Annotated in this window: 7 protein-coding genes and 1 pseudogene; 4 read left to right on the forward strand and 4 right to left on the reverse strand. The window is 61.8% G+C overall.

Features of this window, described 5'->3' with window-relative positions; all coding sequences use genetic code 11:
• Positions 1-11 precede the first annotated feature (11 nt).
• Positions 12-13010: a non-ribosomal peptide synthetase gene (locus ACWR1S_RS22295; protein WP_454565013.1), complete on the reverse strand. Its 12999-nt coding sequence runs from the start codon at positions 13008-13010 to the stop codon at positions 12-14.
• Positions 13011-13379: 369 nt separating this feature from the next.
• On the opposite strand from ACWR1S_RS22295, the gene ACWR1S_RS22300 reads away from it, so the two are divergent.
• Positions 13380-13934, forward strand: coding sequence for an RNA polymerase factor sigma-70 (locus ACWR1S_RS22300; RefSeq protein WP_038364167.1), 555 nt, complete (start codon positions 13380-13382; stop codon positions 13932-13934).
• A 109-nt stretch (positions 13935-14043) separates the two neighbouring features.
• Here the strand turns inward: ACWR1S_RS22300 and ACWR1S_RS22305 are convergent, their stop codons facing one another.
• The 3 genes and pseudogenes from ACWR1S_RS22305 to ACWR1S_RS22315 form a co-directional block, all read right to left on the reverse strand.
• Positions 14044-15057: a GNAT family N-acetyltransferase gene (locus ACWR1S_RS22305; RefSeq protein ID WP_454565014.1), complete on the reverse strand. Its 1014-nt coding sequence runs from the start codon at positions 15055-15057 to the stop codon at positions 14044-14046.
• Positions 15058-15144: 87 nt separating this feature from the next.
• A pseudogene (locus tag ACWR1S_RS22310) lies at positions 15145-15942 on the reverse strand (substrate-binding periplasmic protein).
• Between the two features lie 92 nt (positions 15943-16034).
• On the reverse strand, positions 16035-16658 hold the full coding sequence (locus ACWR1S_RS22315) for a TetR/AcrR family transcriptional regulator (protein ID WP_454565015.1): 624 nt from the start codon (positions 16656-16658) through the stop codon (positions 16035-16037).
• Between the two features lie 184 nt (positions 16659-16842).
• On the opposite strand from ACWR1S_RS22315, the gene ACWR1S_RS22320 reads away from it, so the two are divergent.
• The 3 genes from ACWR1S_RS22320 to atuC are packed head-to-tail and all read left to right on the forward strand — an operon-like array spanning position 16843 to position 21129.
• On the forward strand, positions 16843-18627 hold the full coding sequence (locus ACWR1S_RS22320; RefSeq protein ID WP_454565016.1) for an acyclic terpene utilization AtuA family protein: 1785 nt from the start codon (positions 16843-16845) through the stop codon (positions 18625-18627).
• A gap of 12 nt (positions 18628-18639) precedes the next feature.
• Positions 18640-19509, forward strand: a complete 870-nt coding sequence (locus tag ACWR1S_RS22325; RefSeq protein ID WP_454565017.1) for an SDR family oxidoreductase — start codon at positions 18640-18642, stop codon at positions 19507-19509.
• A 3-nt stretch (positions 19510-19512) separates the two neighbouring features.
• The gene (atuC, locus tag ACWR1S_RS22330) at positions 19513-21129 is read left to right on the forward strand and encodes a geranyl-CoA carboxylase subunit beta (protein ID WP_454565018.1); all 1617 of its coding nucleotides are present in this window, start codon (positions 19513-19515) and stop codon (positions 21127-21129) included.
• The last annotated feature ends 25 nt before the right edge of the window (positions 21130-21154 follow it).

A 21154-nucleotide genomic window follows, 5' to 3' on the forward strand; every position in this document is an offset into this window, starting at 1 on the left:
GCGCTAAAGAACTAGAAGCCCTCCAGCTCCGCCATCAGATCATTCAACCGATCAACCTTCTCCTCGGTGATATCGCTCGCCGCCAGTCCATCAATGTACTCAGCCAACTCCTCCACCGTGCTGCACTCGAACATCGCTCGCAGCGGCACGTCGCGTTGCAGGGTTTTCTGCACCCGCGAAGCGATCTGCGTGGCCAGCAACGAGTGCCCGCCCAGTTCGAAAAAGTTGTCGCGCACACCGACCTGCTCGACCTTTAACACTTCGGTCCAAATGTCAGCCAACGTCTGCTCCAGCTCGTTGCGCGGTGCCAGATAATCCTGACTCTGCAACTGGCCGATCTCCAGCGCCGGCAGGGCTTTGCGATCGAGTTTGCCGTTGGCATTCAGTGGCAGCTGATCGAGCCACAACCAGTGCAGCGGCACCATGTATTCCGGCAGTTCGGCGCGCAGGCGCTGTTTGATCCGCTCCAGGCGTTCGCTCGGATTGAGTGCCGAATCGGCCGCAACCAGATAGCCGACCAAGTGCTTGCCGTTGACGCCTTCCTGCACACCGACCGCACCATCGCGCACTTCCGGTTGCTCATGCAGACGCGCCTCGATCTCACCCAGCTCGATGCGGTAACCGCGAATCTTCACCTGATGGTCAACACGGCCAACGTACTCCAGCACACCGTCGCTGCGACGCCGCGCCAGATCACCGGTGCGATACAGACGCTCGCCCGGCGCGCCGAACGGGTTCGGCACAAACACCGGTGCGGTGCGTAACGGGTCGCTGACATAACCGCGACCGACGCCCGTGCCCGCCACGCACAACTCGCCCACCGCACCCAGCGGCACCAGTTCCAGCGCGCCATCGACCAGATAGAGCAAGTTGTTGTCGGTCGGCGTGCCGATCGGCAAATAGCTGCCGCGCGTCGACGCCAGGTCGACACGGAAGAACGCCACGTCATCCGAGCATTCCGCCGGGCCGTAAGCGTTGACCAGACCAATGTCCGGGTAACGCAGCAGCCACTGGTGCGCCAGCTCCGGCGGCATCGCTTCACCGGTCGGCAACATCCAGCGCAAGCCATCCAGACTCAAGCGCTCCGCGGCGAGCATGCCCTGAATCAGCGACGGCACGCTCTCGAGCACGGTGATGCCCTGCGCTTGCACGTGCACCAGCAACCCTTGCGGATCGTGAGCAATCGTATTCGGCACGATGTCCACCCGCGCGCCGAACAGCGGTGCGGCGAGGAACTGCCAGACCGAAATATCGAAGCTTTGCGAAGCGGTCTGGGCGATCACGTCGGCGTCGCTCAGGTGCAGATATGGCACCTTGCTCAACTGGTTGTTGAGCATGCCGCGCTGCTCGACCATCACGCCTTTCGGCAGGCCGGTGGAGCCCGAGGTGTAGATCACGTAGGCGAGGTTGTCCGGGCCGCTGTAAATGCCCAGATCCTGCGCCGATGTCGCCGTCGCTTGAATCTCTTCCCACACCAGTAAGCGCGGGCGATTGGCGCAGCTGAATTCGTCCAGCAACGTCTGCGCCTGTTCAAAGCATGCTTTAGAGCAGACCAGCACCGGCGTGCGGCTCAGCTCGATGATGCGTTGCAGACGCTGACTCGGCAGGCCCGGATCCAGCGGCAGATAACCCGCGCCAGCCTTGAAGCTGCCGATGATCATGCCGAGCAGATCGAGATTACGTTCGCCGAGCAATGCCACCGGTTGATCCCTCTGCACCCCGGCCGCGACCAGTGCATGGCCGAGACGGTTGGCATTCTGGTTCAGCTCGGCGTAGCTCTGTTGCTGATCAAGGCACGTCGCGGCGATACGCTGCGGATGCGCGGAAACTTGCGCTTCGAACAGCGCAACGTAGCTCTGCTCCAGCGGATAGTCGTGGGCACTCTGGTTGCAACCGTGCAGCAGGAAATCCTGTTCCTCGGCACCCAGCAGCGGCAGATCGGCCATGTCGCCATGGAAGCCATCAACCAGTGCCAGCAGTAAGCGTTTGAACTCGCCGAGCATGCGTTCGATGGTCGATTCGTCGAAATAACGCTGGTCATAAGACAGGTGCAGGCCAAGGTCATCGCCCGGGTAGCACACCGCCGTCAGCGGGAAGTTGGTGTGGGTACGGCCTGAATCCGAGGTCGCATTCAGGCTCTGCGCACGGTCCAGTACCGAGACTTCCACCGGGGCATTTTCGAAGACGAACAGGCTGTCGAACAGCGGCTGGCCTTTCGGCAATTTGCTTTGTTCCTGAATGTTCACCAGCGGCAGGTATTCGTACTCGCGCAGCTGCATGTTGCTGTCGAGCAGACCACTCAACCACTGACGCACGCTGCTGCGTTCATCATCAGCCGGCATCTGCACCCGCAGCGCGATACTGTTGATGAACAGGCCGACGGTGCGTTGCATCTCCGGCATTTCCACCGGACGCCCGGCCACGGTAACGCCGAACAGCACATCACGATCACCGCTCAGACGGCGCAGCACCAGCGCCCACGCCGCTTGGGCGAAGGTGTTGATGGTCAGTTGATGGGCCTGCGCCAGTTCCCGCAGACGTGCACCGTCCTCGACATTGAGGCGCGTGTAGCGGTCGCCGACGATCATGCCGCCGCTCTCACCGGCGTGTTCGCGCAGGAACGGACGGTCGCTGGGGATCGGCGTGGTGCGCTCGAACCCTTGCAGGTTCTGCTGCCACCACTGCCGCGCCTCGGCGAGGCTTTGACGTTGCAGCCAGCCAATGTAATCGCGATAACGCGGTGGCACGGCGAGTTGCGCGTCACGACCCTCGCCCATCGCGGTGTAGATCTCGAAGAAGTCGTTCATCAGCAACGAGCGGCACCAGGCATCGATGAGGATGTGGTGGTTGCTCATCATGAACCAGTAACGCGCCGCGCCGACCTTGATCAGGCGCAGGTGGAACGGCGCCTGATTGAGCAGATCGAAACCGGCCTCGCGCTCATGTTTCAGCAGCGCTTGCAGCTTTGGTTCCTGCTCGGTTTCGGCGATGGCGCTCCAGTCCAGATACTCGATCGGTGTGCGACCCGGTGTGTGAATCACTTGCAGCATGTCTTCGCCAACGTTCCAGCAGAACGACGCGCGCAATGCTTCGTGACGGGCGATCACCGCTTGCCACGCCTGGGCGAAACGCTCGGCGTCGAGTTCACTGTTGATGCGGTAGCGATCCTGCATGTAGTACAGGCCGGTGCCCGGTTCGAGCAAGGTGTGCAGCAACATGCCTTCCTGCATCGGTGTCAGCGGATAAACGTCTTCGATGTGCGCGGCAGGCACCGGCAAGGCATCGAGTTGCGCCTGGGTCAGCCTGGCCAACGGGAAGTCCGACGGCGTCAGGCCGCCGGCCTCGTCTTGCAGGCAATGGGCGATCAGGCTTTGCAGCTCACCGAGGTAAGCGTCGGCCAGATCGTTGATGGTCTGCGCCTCGTAACGCTCAGCGCTGAAGGTCCAGCGCAGCAGCAGCTCACCGCCGTAAACCTGACTGTCGACGCTCAACTCGTTCGGCAATGGCGCCTGCGGATCGTGGGCGGCGCCGACCGGCTCATCCAGCGGACGGAACAGCGCGTCACTGCCGAAACTCTGGTCGAACTGACCGAGGTAGTTGAAGGTGACCGGCGCATGCGGCAGCGCCGCCATGCTGCGCTGGCTGAGGTCGTCGGCGAGATAACGCAGTACGCCGTAGCCCAGGCCTTTGTGCGGTACAGCGCGCAGTTGTTCCTTGATCGCCTTGATCGAAGCGCCCTGCCCGGCGGCCTCTTCGATGTTGTGCGGGGTCAGACGTAATGGATAGGCGCTGGTGAACCAGCCGACGGTACGGGTCAGGTCGATCTCGTCGAACAGGGTTTCGCGGCCGTGGCCTTCCAGTTGAATCAGTGCCGATGTCTGGCCGCTCCAGCGGCACAGCACACGGGCCAATGCCGTCAGCAGCAGATCGTTGACCTGCGTGCGGTAGGCCGCCGGCGCCTGTTGCAGCAACTGTTTAGTGTGCTCGGCATCGAGGCGCACGCTGACGGTTTGCGCGCGACGATTCTGCTGGCCGCCCTGCGGATTTTCGCATGGCAGGTCGGCATTCGGACCGGCCAGTTGGGTCTGCCACCAGTCGAGTTCTTCGCGCAGCGATTCGCTGCCGGCGTAGGCCTGCAAACGCGCCGCCCAGTCCTTGAAGGCACTGGTTTTTGCCGGCAGTTTTACCGCTTGTTCGGCGTTGAGTTGGCGGTACACGGTTTGCACATCGTCGAGCAAGACGCGCCACGACACACCGTCGACGACCAAGTGATGGATCGCGATAAACAGGCGTTGCTGACCTTGCGGGCCATCGACCAGCACAGCGCGGACCAACGGACCTTGTTCCAGGTCGAGGCTGCGTTGGGCATCGGCGAACAGTGCTTCGCACTTGTCCATCGAGGTCACGCGCACTTGCCACAACACCGCCGCATCGGACACCGGTTGGTGCGTCGCTTGCCACTCGCCGTTGACCTCGGTGAAGCGCAGACGCAAGGCATCATGCTGTTCGATCACCGCCAGCAGCGCTTGCTCCAGACGATGCGGTTCGAGGGTTACGGTCGGTTCCAGCAACAGCGCCTGGTTCCAGTGCTGACGCTCAGGGATTGCCGTATCGAAGAACCAGTGCTGAATCGGCGTCAGGCGCGATTCACCGGCCACCAGACCTTGCTCGGCTGTCACTTGCTCGGTGCGGCTGGCGACGGCGGCGAGGGTCTGCACGGTCTGATGCTGGAACAAATCACGCGGGCTGAAATGAATGCCTTGCTGACGTGCACGGCTGACCACTTGGATCGACAGAATCGAGTCGCCGCCGAGTTCGAAGAAGTTGTCGTTGAGGCCGACCTGTTCGACGTTGAGCACTTCGCACCAGATCTGCGCCAGGGTCTGCTCGAGCTCGTTGCTCGGCGCCACGTAGTCCTGACGATTGAGTTCCGGGTCCGGCGCTGGCAACGCGCGGCGGTCGAGTTTGCCGTTGGCGGTCAGCGGCATGCTCGCCAGCAGAATCAGGTGCGTCGGCACCATGTAATCCGGCAGTTGTGCCTTGAGGTGCGCCTTGAGGGCATCGCGCAGTTCGGCCTGTTGGGCCTCACTTTGCTCGGCGACTTCAGTGACCAGATAGCCAACCAGTTGCTTGCCGCTCGGCGCATCCAGTGCCAGCACCACAGCTTCGCGGATCGAATCGTGATCGAGCAAACGGGTTTCGATTTCGCCCAGTTCGATACGGAAACCACGGATTTTCACCTGATGGTCGATCCGCCCCAGGTATTCCACCAAGCCATCGGCACGCTGGCGCACCAGGTCGCCGGTGCGGTACATGCGCCCGCCATCGGCGGCAAACGGGTCAGCGACAAAACGTTCGGCAGTGATGCCCGGACGGTCGTGATAGGCCTGTGCAAGACCGGCGCCGCCGACGAACAACTCACCGGTCGCACCTTGCGGCACCAATGCTAGGTCGGCGTCGAGAACGTACGCCACACGCGCACCGATCACGCTGCCGATCGGCACACTGCCGGCGCCCTCCTCCAGCACCTCTGGCGCCAGACTGGCCAGTGGCATGACCACGGTTTCCGTCGGGCCGTAGGCGTTGAAGAACCTCGCCGGTTTGAACGCCGCACGAATCCGTTGCAGGTGTTCACCGGTCAATGCTTCACCGCCGGTGATGATCATCCGCACCGGCAGAATTTCATTTTGCGTCGAGAGGAACTGCGCCAACTGGCTGCCGTAGCTCGGGGTAAAACCGAGTACGTTGATTTTATGGGTGCGGATCAAACCGCAGATCTCTTCGGCGTCCCACTGACCTTGGGCACGCAATACAACCTGCGCGCCACTGAGCAGCGGCACCAACAGACGCTCGGTCGCCGCGTCAAAGTTGATCGAATAGAAATGCAGTTCGCAGTCATCCGGGCGCATGCCGAAACGCTCGATCACGGCTTGGCAGTGCATGGCGATTTCGCCGTGGGAGACCACCACACCTTTCGGTTTGCCGGTCGAACCGGAGGTGTAAATCAGATAGGCCTGATGCTGCGGCAAGCTGATAAACGGCAGCTCGCTGGCCGGGTAAGCGGCGAGTGCTGCACTGTCCTCTTCCAGGCACCAGCGCGCCACGCTTGGCGGCAGATCGCCGAGGGCTTTGAACACCGCGCGATCACTGAGCAGCAGACCGATACGGCTGTCCTCGATCATGTAGTGCAGACGGTCGAGCGGGTATTCCGGGTCGAGCGGCACATACGCGCCACCGGCCTTGAGAATCGCCAGCAGGCCGATGACCATTTCCAGCGAACGCTCCAGCGCCAGGCCAACGCGCACTTGCGGGCCGACACCACGTTCACGCAACGCCCAGGCCAGACGATTGGCACGCGCGTCGAGTTCGGCGTAGCTGAGAGTCTGCCCGGCGAAGGTCAGGGCCGGCGCGTCTTTGCGCGCCAGTGCCTGCTCGGCGAACAGGTGATGAATGCACTGGTCGAGGCGATGCTCGCCCGGTTCGACGCCGAGGCTGTCGAGCAGTTGCTGTTGCTCCGGAGCGTCGAGCAGCGGCAATTCGCTGAGGCGTTGTTGTGGATCGGCGATCAACGCTTCGAGCAGGTTGCGCCAATGCTTGGCCATGCGCGCGATGGTCGGTTCATCGAACAAATCGGTGCTGTAGGTCAGGCAGCAACCGAGTCGATGGTCGAGGTCGGTGACTTCCAGATTGAGGTCGAACTTGGTCGCCCGCGCATCGTTGGCCAGATATTCCACCGTCATGCCGGCGAGCATACGGCTCTGCTGGAATTCCCAGCGCTGCACGTTGCACATCACCTGGAACAGCGGGTTGTAAGCAGCACTGCGCGGCGGCTGCAAGGCTTCAACCAGATGATCGAACGGCAGATCCTGATGCGACTGGCCTTCAATCACGGTGTGGCGCACCTGCTCGAACAGTTCGCCGACCGACATCATGCCGTCGAGCTGGCAACGCAGCACCTGGGTGTTGAGGAACGCACCGATCAGCCCTTCGCTTTCCGGGCGGATGCGGTTGGCCACCGGCGCGCCGATGCGCAGATCGGTCTGGCCGCTGTAGCGGTAAAGCAGGGTGGCCAGCGCGGCGGTCATGGTCATGAACAGGGTCAGACCGTTTTGCGCATTGAACGCCCGAACCCGCGCGGCGAGGTCGTCGCTGAGGTCGAAGCGGAACAGTTCGCCCTGATGGCTTTGCACCGGCGGACGCGGACGGTCGCCCGGCAATTCCAGCAGCGGATGCTCACGGCCGAGTTGCGCGGTCCAGTAGTCGAGCTGACGCTGACGCTCGCCGGATTCCAGCCAGTTGCGCTGCCACACGCTGTAGTCGAGGTACTGCACCGGCAGCGGTTGCAGCGGCGAATCGCGATCATCGACAAACGCTTCGTACAGCGCACTGAGTTCGCGGGCGAAGATGTCCATCGCCCAGCCTTCGGTGACGATGTGGTGCAGGGTCAGCACGAAGTAATGCTCGTGCTCGGCGGTCTTCACCAGGCAGGCGCGCAGCAGCGGACCGGTTTCCAGATCGAACGGCAGATGCGCTTCTTCGTCGGCGAATTGCTGAACCTTTTGCTCGCGCACATCGGCGGCGAATGTTGAGAAATCCTTCCAGCCCATGCGCACGCCCGTCTCGGCATGCACGTGTTGACGGGCGACGCCGTCGACGCTCGGGAACGTGGTGCGCAGAGTTTCGTGACGCAGGATCAGTGCTTGCAGCGCCGCCTCGAAACGCTCGACGTGCAACACGCCGCGCAGGCGCGCCATGCCGCCGACGTTGTACGCCGGGCTGTCCGGTTCCATCTGCCAGAGGAACCACATGCGCTGTTGCGAGTAGGACAGCGGTACCGGTTTGCTGCGATCAACCTTGCCGATCGGCGGCTGTTTGTTGGTGCGGCCGCTGGCCTGGATCAGGCGGATCTGCTCGGCGAAATCAACCAGTTCGCTGTGCTCGAACAACGCGCGCAATGGCAGTTCGACGTCGCAGGCCTGACGGGTGCGCGAGATGATTTGCGTGGCCAGCAACGAATGACCGCCGAGGGCGAAGAAGTCGTCGTGCAGGCCGACTTGAGGCAGCCCGAGCACTTCACGCCAGATCGCGGCGATCTGCTGTTCCAGTTGAGTCACCGGTTCGACATGTTCGCGCACTTGCCATTGCGGCTCGGGCAAGGCGCGGCGGTCGAGTTTGCCGCTGGGGCTCAGGGGCATTGCGTCCAGACGCATCAGTTGCGCCGGGACCATGTACTCCGGCAGCTCGGCGGCCAGTGCGGTTTTCAGGCGAGTGACTTGCTCGTCGTGATCTTCGCTGGTATCGGTGGCGGTGAAGTAGCCGATCAGTTGCGCGCCGGCAGCAGTTTCACGCACCAGCACCACGGCTTGGGCGACGCCGTTCTGGGCGAGCAAGCGTGCTTGGATTTCTTCCGGTTCGACGCGGAAGCCACGCAGTTTGACCTGCTGATCAAGACGACCGAGGTATTCGATCACGCCATCGGACGTCCAACGCGCACGGTCACCGGTGCGGTACAACCGCGCGCCCTGCTCACCCAATGGATCGACGACAAAACGTTCTGCGGTCAACGATGGACGGCCAAGGTAACCGCGAGCCAGACCGATGCCGCTGATGCACAGTTCACCCGGCACACCGGCCGGCACTGAATTCAGATCGCCATCGAGCACACGGCAGATCACGTTACCCAGCGGACGGCCAATCGGAGAACGTTCGCCATCGGCAGTGGTGCAATGCCAATGGGTGACGTTGATTGCGGTTTCAGTCGGGCCGTAACGGTTGTGCAGTTGCACCGCTGGCAGTTGCGCGAGCACGCGGTTGCGCAATTCGGCCGGCAGTGCTTCACCGCCGGAGAAGACCCGGCGCAGGCTGGTGCATTCGGCGCTCAGCGGTTCATCGATGAACAGCGCCAGCAGCGGCGGCACAAAGTGCAACGTGGTCACGCCATATTCTTGAACCAGTTGCGCGATGCGATGCGGATCGCGGTGCTCACCCGGGCCGGCGATCAGCAGGCGTGCGCCGGTGATCAGCGGCCAGAAGCATTCCCACACCGACACGTCGAAACTGATCGGGGCCTTTTGCATGAGCACGTCAGTTTCATTGAGGTCGTAAGCGTTCTGCATCCACTGCAGACGTTCGGCCAGCGCCGCATGGGTGTTGCCAACGCCTTTCGGTTGCCCGGTGGAACCCGAGGTGTAAATCACGTAAGCGAGGTTGTCGCCGTGCAAATGCAGGCCCGGTGCCTGGCTCGGCCAGTTTTCCAGGTGCAGCGCGTCCATGGCGATCACGCTGACGCCGGCGCTGGCCGGCAAGCGGCCGAGCAATTCGGTCTGGGTCAGCAGCAGTTCGACGCCGCTGTCGCTGAGCATGTAGGCCAGACGATCGGCCGGGTAATCCGGGTCCAGCGGCACATAAGCGCCGCCGGCCTTGATGATTGCCAGCAGGCCGATCAGCAGTTGTGGCGAACGCTCGGCGGCGATGGCCACGCAGACATCCGGGCCGACGCCTTTGTCGCGCAGGTAATGGGCGAGGCGATTGGATTGAGTATGTAATTCGGCGAAATCGAGGCGACCGCCGTCCCACACCAACGCGGTGCGTTCCGGGGTTTGCCGCGCCTGTTCACTGAGCAATTCCGGCAGCCACTGCTGCGCCGGGGTGCACGGCGCGATGCTCCAGTGTTTTTGCTGATCGTGCTCGGTGGTGGTCAGCAGTTGCAGGTCGCCGATGGCTTGCTCCGGGCGTTCGCAGACTTCACGCAACAGGTTGCTGAAGTGCTCGGCCAGACGCTCGATGGTCGTCGCGTCGAACAGTTCACTGGCGTAGTCGAACGACAGCGTCAGGCGACCGTTACGGTCCTCTTCGCTGTGCAATTGCAGGTCGAACTTGGCTTCGCGGCTGTGCCACGGCAGTTCTTCGGCGAGCAGTCCCGGCAGGCGCTTGAGTGCACTCAGATCGCGCTGCTGGTGGTTGAACATGACCTGGAACAAGCCTTGTTCACGAGCCTGCGGGAAGGCTTCGAGCAGTTGTTCAAAGGGCAGATCCTGATTCGCTTGCGCACCGAGTGCGGCTTGACGGGTCTGGGCCAGCAGTTCGATAAACGACAGGCGCGAATCGATCTGCGCGCGCAGCACTTGAGTGTTGATGAAGAAGCCGATCAGACCCTGGGTTTCCAGGCGCGGACGGTTGGCATTGGGCACGCCGATGCGGATGTCGCGCTGACCGCTGTAGCGATGCAGCAGGCTCTGGAATGCCGCGAGCAACAGCATGAACGGGGTCGATTGCTGAGCCTGTGCCGTGTTACGGATCGCATCGCTGAGGTTCGCGCCCAGCCGCACGGTGTGACGCTCAGCACTGTGAACATGCTGTGCCGAACGCGGGGAGTCAGTGGCCAGTTCGAGGGGCGGATGCTCGTCACCCAACTGCGCTTTCCAGTACGCCAGTTGCCGCTCGCCCTCGCCTTGCGCCAGCCATTGGCGCTGCCAGCTGGCGTAGTCGGCGTACTGGGTTGGCAGCGGCGCAAGGTTGGCGGTTGCGCCTTGCGAAGCGGCGGCATACAGGCGTGAGAATTCGTCGATCAATACGTTCAGCGACCAGCCGTCGGCGATGATGTGGTGCAGCGTCACCAGCAATTGATGATCTTCATCGTCGAGACGGACCAGTGTCACCCACAGCAGCGGACCTTTTTCCAGGTCGAACTGAGTGCGTGCTTCGTCTTCGCGGATTTGTTGCGCACGGGCCTCGCGCTCAGGCGCCGGCAAGTCGCTGATGTCGATCAGTTGCAGGTTGAAATCGGCAGCAGCATCGACTTGTTGCAGGGCCACGCCATCGCGTTCGAAGAAGCGTGTGCGCAGGGATTCATGGCGTTCGATCAGTTGCTGGAAACTGGCGCGCAACGCGTCTTCGTCCAATTCACCGCGCAAACGCAGGGCACCGGGAATGTTGTAGGCGCTGCTCTGCGGGTCGAGTTGCCAGGTGATCCACAGACGATTTTGCGCCAGCGATTGCGGCATCGGCTCGCTGCGCGACAACGCGCTGATTGCACCTTGGGCGCTGCCGCCGTCCTGTTGCTGTTGCGCCACGGCAGCGGCAAATGCTGACAGCGTTGGCGCTTCGAAGAGCAGGCGCAGGTTCAGCTCAAGCGCGAGTTCTTCGCGGACGCGGGCGATCACTTGGGTGGCGGCGATCGAGTTGCCGCCAAGCAGGAAGAAGTGATCGTCGGCGTTGACCTGCTTGAGGTTGAGTTGCTCGGCCCAGATGTTGCCGATCAGTGTTTCGAGTTCGGATGCGCTGGTGGTCGACTCTTGGCTTTCAGACGCCGTCGAAGGGAACACCGCGTAGCTGTCGAGACTGCCATCGGCCAGGCGATTGCGACACGCCGAACGCTGCAATTTGCCGCTGGAAGTTTTCGGCAGCGCACCCGGATTGAGCAGCACCACCACGCTCGGCGCCTCTTGATACGCCTCAGCGACTGCTTGGCGAATGGCTTTGATCAGCGCTTCCGGCGGCAGGATTTTTTGCACGCTGCGGCTGATTTCCGCCGCAATGCCAATGCCCTCTTCACCGTCCTGAGTGACGGCGAATGCAGCGACGCGGCCCTTGCGCACCACTTCCACTTCGTTCTCGACGGTCTTCTCGATGTCCTGCGGATAGAGGTTGTGGCCGCGCACGATCAGCATGTCTTTCAAGCGGCCGGTGATGAACAGCTCGCCATTACCAATGAAACCAAGGTCGCCAGTACGCAGCCAGGTGCGACCGGCGTGCTGGACGAAGGTTTTGGCGCTGGCTTCGGGGTTGCGCCAGTAGCCGAGCGCGATACTCGGGCCGGCGGCCCACACTTCGCCCACCGCGTTATCAGCGAGTTCTTCGAGACTGCTCGGCTCGACGATCAGCACGGCGTGTTCCGGCTGGCTGATGCCGCAGCTCATGATCGGGCTGCCATCGCCAGGCTCGGCGCGGTTTTGCGCCAGCGCCTGATCATCCACGCGCAGTGCCGGGATACCGGTGCCGCGCGGGGTGCCGGCGACGAACAGCGTCGCCTCGGCAAGACCGTACGACGCCATGAAACTGTCGGCGCTGAAACCGCTCGCGGTGAACTTCTCGGCAAAGCGCTCGAGGGTGTCGAGACGGATCGGCTCGGAACCGGAATAGGCCACGCGCCAGCGGCTCAGGTCGAGGCGTTCAAGCGCCGATTCACTGACCCGCTCACTGCACAGGCGATAGGCAAAGTCCGGCCCGCCACTGATGGTGCCGCCGTACTCGCTGATCGCTTCGAGCCAGCGCAATGGCCGGCCAAGAAAGTAGGCCGGCGACATCAGGATGCACGGCACGCCGCTGAAAATCGGCTGCAGCAGACCACCGATCAGACCCATGTCGTGATACAGCGGCAGCCAACTGACGATCACGTCGTCCGGGTTCACATCGATACCAAAACCGTGACGGATCAACAGTTCGTTGGCGACCAGATTGCCGTGGCTGACCTGCACGCCTTTGGGCAGTGCGGTGGAGCCGGAGGTGTATTGCAGGAAGGCGATGTGGTCTTGCGGCAGGCTTGGTTCAAGCCAGTTTTCGGCCAGTGCACTGTCGAGGGTATCGACGCACAGCAGCGGTGGCGCGCCTTCGATCTGCTGCAAGGCGTCGCGCAGGTCGGCGCTGGTCAGCAGCAGACGCGGTTCGGCATCGGCAATGATCGACAGCAAACGCTCCTGGTGATGACGACGCGCGGATTCCGGCGGATAGGCCGGCACGGCGATCACGCCGGCGTACAGGCAACCAAAAAACGCCGCAACGTAATCCGGGCCACTGGGGAACAGCAGCACCGCGCGATCACCGAACTCAGTATCAGCCTGCAGCGCGGCGGCGATCATGCGTGCGCGTTGATCCAGCTCGCGATAACTGAGCACCACAGCCTGCTCCGGGTTTTCAGCGAGAAAACGCAAGGCCAGTCGATCCGGCGTCAGGGCCGCGCGGCGCTGAAGGGCTTGGACCAGGGTGCTGGGGAGTTCGAACGCGTCGGTCATGAGGTTTCCTGCCTGAATTCGGCTTGCTAATGGAATCGGTTTGCTGCGTCACACCCCGCGAAGGGCATGCAGGGCGCGGTCTGTGCCGACCGCGCAAGGCATCGGAATGCTGTCTGGCCGGGGTCGTGCACCCGGAACCATTCACCAATGAGAACGGATGACGTCTTGAAATAATTAGTCGGCAGGCTGGATCGCCAATGGGGCCGGGGTGTGGCGGCGTGTCGCAGTGCTCACATCGCACCGATTTGGATCATTAGTTCTCTTTCTCAATTGACAATCATTATCATTCAACATAATTTGTCGCTCGATGTGTAGGACGGCCCCGTCCCCAGGCGTCCCACTAACCTATTTGGCAGCAAGGTGATTTCCATGACGGAACAAGTATCCACAAGCAGGTGCGATTCACCGCTACTTCAGGCATTCGTCGACAATCGACTGATTCTGGTCAAGATTGCAGCCCGTATTACCGGCTGCCGCTCACGTGCCGAAGACGTGGTGCAGGATGCGTTTTTCCGATTGCAGTCGGCGCCACCGATCACGTCGTCGATCAAGGCGCAACTGAGCTATCTGTTCCAGATCGTGCGCAACCTCGCCATCGATCACTACCGCAAGCAGGCGCTTGAGCAGAAGTACTCCGGCCCTGAAGAGGAAGGGCTGAACGTGGTCATTCAAGGTGCTTCGCCGGAAACCTCGCACATCAACTTCTCGACCCTGGAAAACATCGCCGACGCGCTGACCGAACTGCCCAGCCGCACGCGCTATGCGTTCGAGATGTACCGCCTGCACGGCGTGCCGCAAAAGGACATCGCCAAGGAGCTCGGCGTTTCGCCAACCCTGGTCAACTTCATGATTCGTGATGCGCTGGTGCACTGCCGCAAGGTCTCGGGCAGCCGTCAGGATGCGGTGATTGCGGGTCGTCGCTAAGACCACGTGGCCAGATAGAAAAAGATCGCAGCCTCCGGCAGCGCCTACATGGAAATGCATTCCTCTGTAGGCGCTGCCGAAGGCTGCGATCTTTTGCTTTTAAATCGCCTCAGGCCAGTTTGCACCGATCAAAAAACCGCTCACGCCCCAGAATCATCAGCGCCGCGCGCTTGTGCGGGAAGTCGAATTCTTTCTCGCAGTGGAAGCACTGATTCTGCATATGGCCGATCATCTTCGCGTTGTCAGCCCGCGGCTCAGCGACCACGCGTTGCGTGCGCGGATCATCGAGAAACAGGTAATGCACCAGCGCCGATAGCCAACTCGCCACTTTGTGCGGGCCGCGGTGATCCTCCTCGCCGACCAGCATGTGAATGCCACGATCGTAATTGTCGGCATCGTAGAACGGCGCAATGCGATCTTCCTTGGCCCAATAGGCTTCGAAATAGGCAAACGGCTGATCATCGAAACAGCCGATCAACGTCAGCGCGTGCGGATCGGCCTCGAGCTTGCTCAAGTATTCGCGGTGCTTCTCGAGACTGCCCTCTTCCTGCCAGAAGCTGGCGACGCGCGGGCTGTTCTGCCAGCGATTGAAACGCGGCAGGTCTTCTTCGATCTCTACAGTGCGCAGGGAAATCCACGCGCCCAGACGGGCATCGAAACGCCGATACACTTCACCGCGCGGCTTCACCGGCCGCAAAGGATGGCGCTTGCCCTGGCTGATGACCATTTGCTGCGGATAACTGCCGGTCAGCGAAGTGCCAAGCCACGGTTGTGGCAGTTGCCAGAACAGCGTGCGTTCACAGCGATATTCACCGGCCACTTCGGTGCTCAGCAGCAAGCCACTGAGCAAGGCTTCGGTCGGCGGCTGATCCAGTTGCCAGGTCAATTGCTGGCACGCCGGATCCCGCGCGAACAGCCAGTAACAGGCTGCCCACAACGCCTGCCCGGGCGGTAGCGCAAAGCGCTCATCGAGCTGGATCGCCCCCTTGGCCTCTCGATCGAGGCGCAGGCGGATCAGCGGTTGGCCGTCCAGGCTCAGGCTCAGACGGCTTTCAGTGGCATCAGCGATCAATTGACTGCCCGAGGGCAAAGCCAGGGCATTCAGGTCATTCAGATTGGACATGGGTCGGGCTCACGATAATCGTCGACAGTTCAACGATGTGACGTGAGCCGGGAAGGAAAATTTAGGCTTTACCGGGAAATCGGTGCCTCAGTGATGAGGCACCGGCACCACCGCAATCTTGTACGGATCAAAAATCTTCAGCATTTCACCGTTGTCGCGCAAACCCTGCAGCAGCTTGCCAAACGCAGCACCGGTAATCGGCGCCGTCGGGCGCAAAATCGCGTAGTGGTGATAGACCTGATCGATGCGCTGCGACACCAGCAATTCGTCGCGCACCTTCTCGTTACGCAACAGGTAATCGAACAGCTAGGAACGGGTGACCAAGGCAATATCGGCACGACCGCGCAGCACCATCAGCAGATTGCTGTCATGGGAATAGGTCAGCGTGGCGTTGTAATTCTGTGCAAGAAATTTGGGGTCGGCGTTGAAGTTGGCGAATTCGTAGTGATAACCGCTGAACAGGGCCAGGCGCTTGCCGGTGAGGTCGGCGAAATAGCTCTGCTGACGCCCGTCCTCGCGTTGCGCGACGAAAATCTCGGCGTCCTCAAGGCCCATGTCGACATCCGTGTGAGGAATGTCTTTCCAGCCCCAATCGGGATTCTCGAAAATCGCCATGTCGATCCGGCCCTGCTTGAAATCACCGAAACGTCGGGGAATCGAGGTCGGCACAAGGACGAACTGATAGTCGCTTTGCAGGCGATTGAGGGACTCGACCAACTGCGGCAGGAGGCCTGTGTCGGCACCGCTCTCGGGGCGAATGGTGTAAGGCGGAAAATGCGCCGCGCCGACCCGAACCAGTTGCGCTGCCTGAGCGGGCAAAACCCAAAATGCAGCCAGCGCTGCGAGCAACAACCCCGCGGCCGTCCGAATTGGCGAAGACTTCAAAACACCCCACTCCCCGAAAAAATACCGATCAATGCATTCAAGCTAGGCGGTTTCGCCCAGTTAGCCAGTTTCCCGGCCGGATAGAAAGTGCTTCAACGCGCTTCGAGGACCAGAATCAGCGCCTCGTCGGCCAACTGATCGAGGCTCAAACTGCCGCCGGCACGGAACCATGTGGTCGTCCACGACAGTGCACCGGTGAGGAAACGTCGGGTAATAAATACATCGCCACGAATAAATCCGGCGTCCTTGGCTTCCCCCAGGACTTGCAGCCAAATGTCCTCGTAGACATCGCGCAGCGCCAGCACTTTGGCCTGGCCGTCTTCGGAGAGCGAACGCCACTCGTAGACCAGCACCGCCATGGCTTCACCGCTACCGCCCATGATCGACTGCAATTCGCAGCGGATCAGCGCCAGCACGCGCTCGCGCACATCCGCCGCGTCGGCCAGCGCCGCTCGCATCAACGCGGTGTTGTAACGGATGGTTTCTTCCATCACCGCACGGAGGATTTCATCCTTGCTTTTGAAGTGATGAAAAATGCTTCCTGACTGGATGCCGACGGCGCCGGCCAGGTCACGCACCGTGGTGCGCTCGTAGCCTTTGTTGCGGAACAGGTGAGCGGCCACTTGCAGCAATTTGCCGCGGGCGCTGTCGGGGTCGGTCAACTGGCCTTCATCGACCAAATCGCGCATGACCCTCAAGGCTTTTTGCTCGTCCACCCGTTCTCTCCTACAGTCGATCAGTCTGTTGCCCCCTGAAACCGCAGGGTTGCGCGCAATTTAAGCCGCCAGCGGCAACCAAGCAAGCGCTTGGGCAGAAGATAGTTTCAGCTGTTTACAAACCAAGCGCTTGCTTGGTAGCCTCCAGACACTTCTGTCGCAGGTTGCTGAGTCGGAGATAAAAATGCCCACCACCGTTCGCATCGGATGCGCCAGTGCATTCTGGGGAGATACGTCCACCGCCGCCGCGCAGTTGGTGGAGGGCGGCAAGCTCGACTATCTGGTGTTCGATTATCTGGCCGAGATCACTATGTCGATCATGGCCGGCGCCCGCATGAAAGATCCGCAGGCGGGATTTGCCAGCGACTTCATCGAAATCCTTACGCCGCTGCTGCCGCAGTTGGCCGAGCAGAATATTCGCGTGATCAGCAACGCCGGCGGAGTCAATCCGCAAGCCTGTGCCGCCGCCCTGCAAGCGGCGTGCGACAAGGCCGGCATCGCGCTGAAAATCGCCGTATTACTGGGCGATGACCTGCAACCCCAGTTCAAACGATTCAGCGGCATCACCGAAATGTTCAGCGGCGCCCCGCTGCCGCCAATGTGCGTGTCGACCAACGCCTACCTCGGCGCGCCGGGCATCGTCGAAGCGCTGCGTCTGGGCGCCGACATCGTCATCACCGGACGCGTGGTCGACAGCGCTGTAGTCAGTGCGGCACTGGTGCATGAATTCGACTGGTCGTGGCACGACTACGACAAACTCGCCCAGGCCGCGCTGGCCGGGCACATCATCGAATGTGGCGCGCAGTGCACCGGCGGCAACTTCACCGATTGGCGCGAAGTGCCGGACTACGAACACATCGGCTTTCCGATCGTGGAAGTCAGCGCCGACGGCCAATTCATCGTCAGCAAACCTGAAGGCAGCGGCGGACTGGTCACACCACTGACCGTCGGCGAGCAAATGCTTTACGAAATCGGCGATCCACAAGCCTATCTGTTGCCCGACGTGGTTTGCGATTTCACTCAGGTCAAACTTCAGCAGCAAGGCAAAAACGCGGTGCACGTGCACGGCGCCAGAGGCCTGCCACCCCGCGACAAATACAAGGTCAGCGCCACGTATCCGGACGGTTTTCGCTGCACCGCCAGTTGCCTGATCGCCGGCATCGATGCAGTGGAAAAAGCGCAGCGCGTCAGTCAGGCGATCATCGCCAAAACCGCAGAGATGTTCAGCCTGCGCGGCTGGGCGCCCTACAGCGAAACCGACATCGAACTGCTCGGCAGCGAAGCCACCTACGGCCCTCACGGCCAGCGCCACGACAGTCGTGAAGTGGTGATCAAACTCGCCGTGCGCCACCCGAATAAACAGGCACTGGTGCTGTTCTCCCGGGAAATCGCCCAGGCCGCCACCGGCATGGCACCCGGGCTGACCGGTATCGTCGGCGGGCGGCCGACGGTGTATCCGCTGATTCGTCTGTTTTCTTTTCTGATCGATAAAAGCGCCTGCGCCTTGCAGATTGACCTGGCCGGTGTTCGCCATCCTTGTGCCCTGCCCTCATTGGCAGCGCTCGACAGCGACGATTTGCCGATTCCCCAGCAACCGCCGAAACCACAGGGCCGCGCCGATGCCAGTGTGCCGCTGGTGAAACTGGCCGTGGCGCGCTCCGGTGACAAGGGCAATCACAGCAACATCGGCGTGCTGCCGCGCAAACCCGAATACCTGCCATGGATCGCCGAAGCGCTGACGCCGGCCGTCATTGTCGACTGGATGAGCCACGTGCTCGACCCGATCCACGGCAGGGTCGAGCGCTGGTATCTGCCCGGCACCCACAGCCTCAACTTTCTCCTGGAAAACGCGCTTGGCGGTGGTGGCGTGGCCAGTCTGCGCATCGATCCGCAAGGCAAAGCCTTCGCCCAGCAACTATTGGAAATCCAGATCCCGGTGCCGCAAAGCATCGCCGAACAGTTCGACTAGAGGGGGATGTGCATGGCATACGCGTCGATTTTCAATGCCGATCTGTTCAGCGGCCAGAGCATTATCGTCACCGGCGGCGGCAGCGGCATCGGCCGTTGCACCGCGCATGAACTGGCAGCGCTCGGCGCCAACGTGCTGTTGGTCGGGCGCAAGCCGGAAAAACTCGAAAAAGTCGCCGCCGAAATCGCCGAGGACGGTGGCCGCGCCCACTGGCAGGCCTGCGATATCCGCGATGAAGAAGCGGTGAAGCAATTGGTCAAGGCGCTGATCGCGGAGCACGGGCCGATTCACGGTCTGGTCAACAACGCCGGCGGCCAGTATCCGTCGCCCCTGGCCGCAATCAATCAGAAAGGCTTCGAAACCGTGCTGCGTACCAACCTCGTGGGCGGTTTCCTGATGGCGCGGGAAGTGTTCAACCAGTCGATGAGCAAACACGGCGGCAACATCGTCAATATGCTCGCCGACATGTGGGGCGGCATGCCCGGCATGGGTCATTCCGGGGCGGCGCGTTCGGGCATGGACAACTTCACCAAAACTGCCGCGTTCGAGTGGGGTTATGCCGGTGTGCGAGTCAACGCGGTGGCGCCGGGCTGGATTGCCTCCAGCGGCATGGACACTTACGAAGGCGCGTTCAAAGCGGTGATTCCGACCCTGCGTGAACACGTGCCACTGAAGCGCATCGGCACCGAATCGGAAGTCAGCGCCGCGATCGTGTTTCTGCTCAGCCCGGCGGCGGCGTTCATCAGCGGCAGCACCTTGAAAATCGACGGTGCGGCCAGCCTCGGCAGCCGTGCATGGCCACTGCACAAGGCGACTCACAGCGAGTCGTTCAACGGCTTTCATCGAGCCAACCTGCCCGATGTGCTGAAGGACAAGGAGTAGGTCATGCCGCAGATCCAGTCTCAACTCGACCCTCACAGTGAAGCCTTCGCCCGCAATCGTTCGGCAATGCTTGCGGCCATCGAGCAAGTGCAGCAACTCGAACAGAACCTGCTGAACAAGGCCGCCGAAGCCAAGGCCAAATTCGACAAGCGCGGGCAACTGCTGCCCCGCGAGCGCCTGAATCTGTTGCTTGACCCTGGCGCGCCCTTTCTCGAACTGGCCAGCCTTGCCGGCTACAAATTGCACGACGACAAGGACGGCAGCTCCGCCGGTGGCGGACTGATCGCAGGCATCGGTTACGTCAGCGGAATCCGCGCGATGGTCGTGGCGAACAACAGCGCAATCAAGGGCGGCACCATCTCGCCAAGCGGTTTGAAAAAGTCTCTGCGCCTGCAACAGATCGCCCAGGAAAACAAACTCCCGGTGATCACTCTCGCCGAAAGCGGTGGCGCGAACCTCAACTACGCCGCCGAGATTTTCGTCGAAGGCGCGCGCAGTTTTGCCAATCAGGCGCGGATGTCAGCAATGGGTTTGCCGCAAATCACCGTGGTGCATGGCTCGGCCACGGCCGGCGGCGCTTATCAGCCGGGGCTGTCGGATTACGTGGTGGTGGTGCGCGGCAAGGCCAAGCTGTTTCTCGCCGGTCCCCCGCTGCTCAAAGCCGCCACCGGCGAAGTCGCCACCGATGAAGAACTGGGCGGTGCCGAGATGCACGCGCAGGTCGCCGGGACGGCTGAATACCTCGCGGAAAACGATGCCGATGGCGTGCGTCAGGTACGCGAGATCCTCCGAATGCTGCCGTGGAACGAACAACTGCCATGGCTGCCGGAGCCGCAATACAAAGAGCCGCTCTACCCGATAGACGAGTTGCTCGGCCTGATCCCCGACGACCCGAAAAAGCCCTACGACGTGCGCGAAATCATCGCGCGCATCGCCGACGAATCGTGCTTCGTCGAATTCAAGGGCGAGTTCGATCAGCAGACCGTTTGCGGCCAGTTGAAGATTCAGGGCCGCGCCTGCGGTTTCATCGGCAACAACGGCCCGATCACACCGAACGGTGCGAGCAAGGCCGCGCAGTTCATTCAGTTGTGCGATCAAAGCCAGACGCCGCTGCTGTTTTTCCACAACACCACCGGCTTCATGGTCGGCACCGAATCCGAGCAGCAAGGCGTGATCAAACACGGCTCGAAACTGATCCAAGCGGTGGCCAATGCGCGGGTGCCTAAACTGACGATTGTCGTCGGCGGCTCTTACGGTGCCGGCAACTATGCGATGTGCGGGCGCGGTCTCGATCCGCGTTTCATCTTCGCCTGGCCGAACAGCCGAACGGCGGTGATGGGCGGCGCTCAGGCCGGCAAGGTGTTGCGCATCGTCACCGAAGCCAAACAGCTCAAGGACGGTCTGACGCCAGACCCGAAAATGCTCGACATGCTCGAGCAGGTCACCGCGCAGAAACTCGACAGTCAGTCCACCGCGCTCTACGGCAGCGCCAACCTGTGGGATGACGGGCTGATCGATCCACGCGACACGCGCACCTTGCTCGGCTATTTGCTGGACATCTGCCACGAAGCCGAGATTCGCACGCTGCAACCCAACAGCTTCGGCGTCAGCCGGTTCTGACCGCCACGGACCCTACGGAGAACAA

Source organism: Pseudomonas sp. AIG (assembly GCF_977020205.1).

Excerpts from the sequence above, each read along its gene's own strand:
- ACWR1S_RS22300 (WP_038364167.1), top strand. The coding sequence starts at position 13,380 with ATGACGGAACAAGTATCCACAAGCAGGTGCGATTCACCGCTACTTCAG.
- ACWR1S_RS22305 (WP_454565014.1), bottom strand. The coding sequence starts at position 15,057 with ATGTCCAATCTGAATGACCTGAATGCCCTGGCTTTGCCCTCGGGCAGT.
- ACWR1S_RS22320 (WP_454565016.1), top strand. The coding sequence starts at position 16,843 with ATGCCCACCACCGTTCGCATCGGATGCGCCAGTGCATTCTGGGGAGAT.
- ACWR1S_RS22295 (WP_454565013.1), bottom strand. The coding sequence starts at position 13,010 with ATGACCGACGCGTTCGAACTCCCCAGCACCCTGGTCCAAGCCCTTCAG.
- atuC (WP_454565018.1), top strand. The coding sequence starts at position 19,513 with ATGCCGCAGATCCAGTCTCAACTCGACCCTCACAGTGAAGCCTTCGCC.
- ACWR1S_RS22325 (WP_454565017.1), top strand. The coding sequence starts at position 18,640 with ATGGCATACGCGTCGATTTTCAATGCCGATCTGTTCAGCGGCCAGAGC.